7 protein-coding genes are annotated in these 4,235 nt (G+C 69.9%); 5 read left to right on the top strand and 2 right to left on the bottom strand.

Annotated features, from left to right (window positions below):
• On the bottom strand, positions 1-229 hold a 229-nt coding region (locus Q7T09_RS15570; RefSeq protein ID WP_304700903.1), incomplete at its 3' end, for a carbamoyl-phosphate synthase domain-containing protein.
• 133 nt (positions 230-362) lie between these two features.
• On the opposite strand from Q7T09_RS15570, the gene Q7T09_RS15565 reads away from it, so the two are divergent.
• Positions 363-797, top strand: coding sequence for a DUF1330 domain-containing protein (locus Q7T09_RS15565; RefSeq protein WP_304700901.1), 435 nt, complete (start codon positions 363-365; stop codon positions 795-797).
• Positions 798-877: 80 nt separating this feature from the next.
• Positions 878-1,111 carry a DUF1272 domain-containing protein gene (locus tag Q7T09_RS15560; RefSeq protein ID WP_304700900.1) on the top strand — a complete coding sequence of 78 codons (234 nt, stop codon included), beginning with the start codon at positions 878-880 and terminating at the stop codon, positions 1,109-1,111.
• Here the strand turns inward: Q7T09_RS15560 and Q7T09_RS15555 are convergent.
• The gene (locus Q7T09_RS15555) at positions 1,108-2,250 is read right to left on the bottom strand and encodes a response regulator (protein WP_304700899.1); all 1,143 of its coding nucleotides are present in this window, start codon (positions 2,248-2,250) and stop codon (positions 1,108-1,110) included. The genes Q7T09_RS15560 and Q7T09_RS15555 overlap by 4 nt on opposite strands.
• Positions 2,251-2,443: 193 nt before the next feature.
• On the opposite strand from Q7T09_RS15555, the gene Q7T09_RS15550 reads away from it, so the two are divergent.
• Genes Q7T09_RS15550 through Q7T09_RS15540 form a run of 3 tightly spaced genes read left to right on the top strand, consistent with a single transcriptional unit; the run spans position 2,444 to position 4,135 of the window.
• Positions 2,444-3,145 carry an HAD family hydrolase gene (locus Q7T09_RS15550; protein ID WP_304700898.1) on the top strand — a complete coding sequence of 234 codons (702 nt, stop codon included), beginning with the start codon at positions 2,444-2,446 and terminating at the stop codon, positions 3,143-3,145.
• A gap of 59 nt (positions 3,146-3,204) precedes the next feature.
• A complete protein-coding gene (locus Q7T09_RS15545; RefSeq protein WP_304700897.1) occupies positions 3,205-3,588 on the top strand; it encodes a hypothetical protein in 384 nt (127 codons plus the stop codon).
• Between the two features lies 1 nt (position 3,589).
• Positions 3,590-4,135, top strand: a complete 546-nt coding sequence (locus Q7T09_RS15540; RefSeq protein ID WP_304700896.1) for a hypothetical protein — start codon at positions 3,590-3,592, stop codon at positions 4,133-4,135.
• Positions 4,136-4,235: the final 100 nt, after the last annotated feature.

Genomic DNA, 4,235 nt, shown 5'->3' with positions numbered 1-4,235 from the left:
CCAGGTCTTCGACATTGGTCCCGACATTGCCCATGTGCGGGAAGGTGAAGGCGACGATCTGGGCCATGTAGGAGGGGTCGGTGAGAATCTCCTGGTAGCCGGTCATGGCGGTGTTGAAGCAGACTTCGCCCACCGCCTCGCCGACCGCGCCGACCCCGAAGCCTTGAAGCACGGTCCCATCGGCGAGGACGAGGACCCCGGTGACGCCAGGCAGCAGCTCGCTCATGATCCGGGGCTCCATCTTGTCGCAAAGGGGTGGGCGTACGCGCCCGTCCGGCTATAGCATCGAGCCGGGTAAACGGGCGCGTAGGTAGTGAGTCCCGGACCCTGGGTCAATGTGATCCTCCAGCACGGGGCTTGAGATGAGCGGATATATCGACCCGGATCGACAGGCCTGGGAGCTGTTCAAGTCCCTGCCGCGCGACCAGCCGATCCAGATGCTGAACCTGGTGCGGGTGAGGGCCAAGGCCGATTACCCCGAGGGGCACCCCGACCACGGCAAGGACATCTCCGGCCTGGAGGCCTATCGCGCCTATGGCGCCACCACCGCGCCGATCTTCAAGCGCCTGGGCGGGCGGCAGGTCTGGGCGGGCAAGCCGCAGGTCATGGTCACCGGCCCCCAGGACGAGGCCTGGGACCTGGCCTTCATCGCCGAATACCCAAGCTCCGAGGCCTTCATGGCCATGGTCCGCGACCCCGACTACCGGGGGTTCGTCCAGCACCGCACCGCCGCCGTCGCCGACTCCCGCCTGCTGCGGCTGGAACCTGTGGAGCCGGGGGAGGGGTTCGGGGAGTAGGGCGGAAATCGAGGGAAGTGCGTCATTTCAGCCAAGGCCCTTCGAGGCCATGATGATCGGCAGACGCCCTGGAGATTCCGATGCTCGCCCTTCGCCCCAACTGTGAGGCCTGCGACCGCGACCTGCCGCCGGAGAGCGGGGCGGCGCGCATCTGCACCTTCGAGTGCACCTTCTGCGCCGACTGCGTGGACGGTCCGCTCGGCGGGGTCTGCCCGAACTGCGGCGGCAATCTCGTCGTCCGGCCGATCCGGCCCGCCGCCCTGCTGCTGAAGTATCCGGCCTCCACCGAGCGGGTCTTCAAACCCAGAAGCTAGTCCAGCAGCCCGGAGATCGCCTCGAACAGGGCTTCGGCTCGCAGGGGCTTGCCGATGTGGCGGTCGGCGCCGGCGGCGGCCGAGGCCTCGACGTCGTCGGTGGAGGTGTTGGCGCTGATGACGATGATCGGCGCCCGGGGCAGGCCCGCCCCCTCGGCCTTGCGGATGGCCCGGATGGCGTCCAGCCCGTCCATCACCGGCATGCGCAGGTCCATCAGCACCACGTCGAAGACGCCGGTTCGCCAGGCGTCCACGGCCTGCTGACCGTTCTCGACGCTCACCACCTCGGCGCCGGCCGCCCCCAGCATCAGCTCCACAACCTTGCGGTTGGTGGGATTGTCGTCGGCGGCCAGGACCCGCAGGGGCGGGGCGTCGGACGCCTCATGGCCATGGACCTGGGCCGGCGGGGCGGCGTCGGCGGCGCGGGCGGCGTCGCCATAGTCCAGCAGACCGCTCACCAGGCCGTCCAGGTCCTGGGCGCAGGCCAGCATGTCGGAGAGCAGGGCGCTCTGCTGCTCGGTGAGCGGGGTGGCGGCTAGCGCCTGACCCAGGCCCATGACCCCGTTCAGCGGCGTGCGCAGTTCATGGCTCATGTCGGCGACGAACGCGGTCTTGGCGCGGCTGGCGGCCTCGGCCCGGTGCAGGGCCTCCTCCAGGGCCTCGGCCTGGCGCTTCATCTGGGTGATGTCGACCCGCAGGCCGATGACCCCGCCGTCGGAGGTGCGCTTCTCCTCGATCATCAGCCAGCGGCCGTCGGCCAGCCTTTGCTCGTGGCGTTCGCCCGACGGGTTCATCAGCTTCTTCAGGCGCTCGGCCAGCCAAGCCTCCTCGCGGCCGACGGCGTCGGGATAGTCGCCGCGCGCCACCCCCATCTTCAGGGTGTCGAAGAACCGCTCGCCTGGACGGAAGAGATCGGCGGAGCGGTGGTAGATCTCGGCGTAGCGCTTGTTCCAGAGGATGTAGCGGCCCTCGGCGTCCAGGAAGACGACGCCCTCGGGCAGCAGGTCGATGGCCTCCCGCAGGCGGTCCTGGGCGATGGCGGCGTCGGCCTCCGCGGCCGCCACCGCATGGTCGCCAAGACGTCGGCCGAGCCTGCGAAGCAGACGCCCGAACCAGCCGGAAAACCCAGCAAACACCATGCACACGTCCCCGGGGGAGGAATCAATCAAGCTACAGTGTGCAGGACAGCCGGAATTGGTTGCGAAAGTGCGACCCGCGCCATCCCTGATAGCAAGATCGTCCCGGCGCCTGCCGATTGGGCAGAGCTTCGCCTGCGGCGCCGCAGGCGTGACCGGCTTCCATTCCCGGCCCGGCGCGGCGTATTCAGGAGCCATGTCCGCGACCATCACCACCGTCGGCCTCGATGCCGACGACACGCTTTGGCACAATGAAACCCTGTTCCGCCTGACCCATGACCGGTTCAGCGCCCTGCTGGCGGGGGTCGCCGACCCGGCCGAGGTGGAGGCCCGGCTGGCCGAGGTGGAGAAGCGCAACCTGCGGCTCTACGGCTACGGGGTGAAGGGCTTCACCCTCTCCATGATCGAGACCGCCATGGAGCTCTCCGACGGCGAGGCGCCGCCGGCGGTGATCCGCGAGATCCTGGCCGCCGGCCGCGAGATGCTGACCGAGCCGGTGGAGCCCCTGCCGGGGGTGGAGCGTTGCCTGGCGGCTCTGTCCGTACGCTACCGCCTGGTGCTGATCACCAAGGGGGACCTGCTGCACCAGGAGCAGAAGCTGGCGGCCTCGGGCCTGGGGGACCTGTTCGCCGCCGTGGAGATCGTCAGCGAGAAGGACGCCAGCACCTATGAGCGCGTCTTCGCCCGCCACGGGTCAGGGGCGGCGGAGGCGGTGATGTGCGGCAACTCCATGCGGTCCGACATCCTGCCGGCCATCGCCGCCGGGGCCTATGGCGCCCACGTGCCCTATCCCCTGACCTGGGCCCACGAGGTGGCCGACGCGCCGGTGGACCATCCGCGCTTTGTGGAGCTGGTCTCCATCGAGGACCTGCCGGCCTGGATCGCGGATATCTCCTGACCTGATGTCACAGCCGCCCGGTCCGCCCCGTCCTAGGGGTGTTGATCGGGAGGGTTTCGATGACACGCCTCATCGCTGGGGTTCTGGCCGTGGTCCTGGGCGCCAATGCGCTCGCCCAGTTGGGAGCGCCGCTCTGGTGGTATGACGCCGTGCCCGGCGTGCCGGGCACCGGCGCCTTCAATCCGCACTTCGTCCGGGACATCGGCGCGGCCTATCTGGTGACGGCGCTGGGCCTGGCCTGGTTCGCCTGGCGGCCCGTCCAGGGCTGGCCGGCCCTGGTGGCCGGCGCGCTGTTCCTCGCCCTGCACAGCGGCATCCACCTGTTCGACGCCAGCTGCTCAGCCAGCCCCATCCCCGACCTGATCCGCGATCTCCCAGGCGTCTACCTGCCGACCTTGCTGGCCGCCGGGATCGCCCTTGTCCGCAAGCCGAAGGAGTTTTGAGATGCTGAGAGCCCTGCTGAAAGGCCAGATCGACAAGATGGAGCGCACCTGGGGCTATGACGCCGGCTATATGCGCGACCTGCTGGCGGCCTCGCCGATGAGCTTCCTGAAGTTCGGCTTCGTCAGCCAGATGGTGGACCGCAAGGCCGCCCCGGCCGCGGCCCTGGCCGCCGCCGGCATCGCCGGGACGCTGGCGGAGGATTGCGGCCCCTGCACCCAGATCTCCGTGGACATGGCCGCCGCCGGCGGGGTGAAGCCCGCCATCCTGCGCGCCATCCTGGCCGGCGACGAAGCGGGCATGGGAGAGACCGCGGCCCTGGCCTGGCGGTTCGCCCAGGCCAGCCTGGCCCGCGACATGGAGGCGGCCGACCCCCTGCGCGACGAGATCCTCCGCCGCTGGGGCGAGAAGGGCCTGGTGGCCATCGGCCTCGCGCTGACCACCGCGCGGATGTATCCCACCCTGAAGTACGCCCTCGGCCACGGCCGCGCCTGCTCTCGCGTCACGGTGGCCGGCGAGGCTGCGCCCTTCCAGAGGCTGGCCGCCTGATGACCGACGTTGACGCCTTCGAAACCCAGCGCCCCCGGCTGATCCGCCTGGCCTACCGCATGCTGGGTTCGGTGGCGGAGGCCGAGGACGCGGTGCAGGA

The organism is Phenylobacterium sp., assembly GCF_030645195.1.
Taxonomy (GTDB): Bacteria; Pseudomonadota; Alphaproteobacteria; order Caulobacterales; family Caulobacteraceae; genus Phenylobacterium.
Note: the sequence above shows the minus strand (reverse complement) of the source record. Positions and strands in the feature narration are given on the sequence as shown.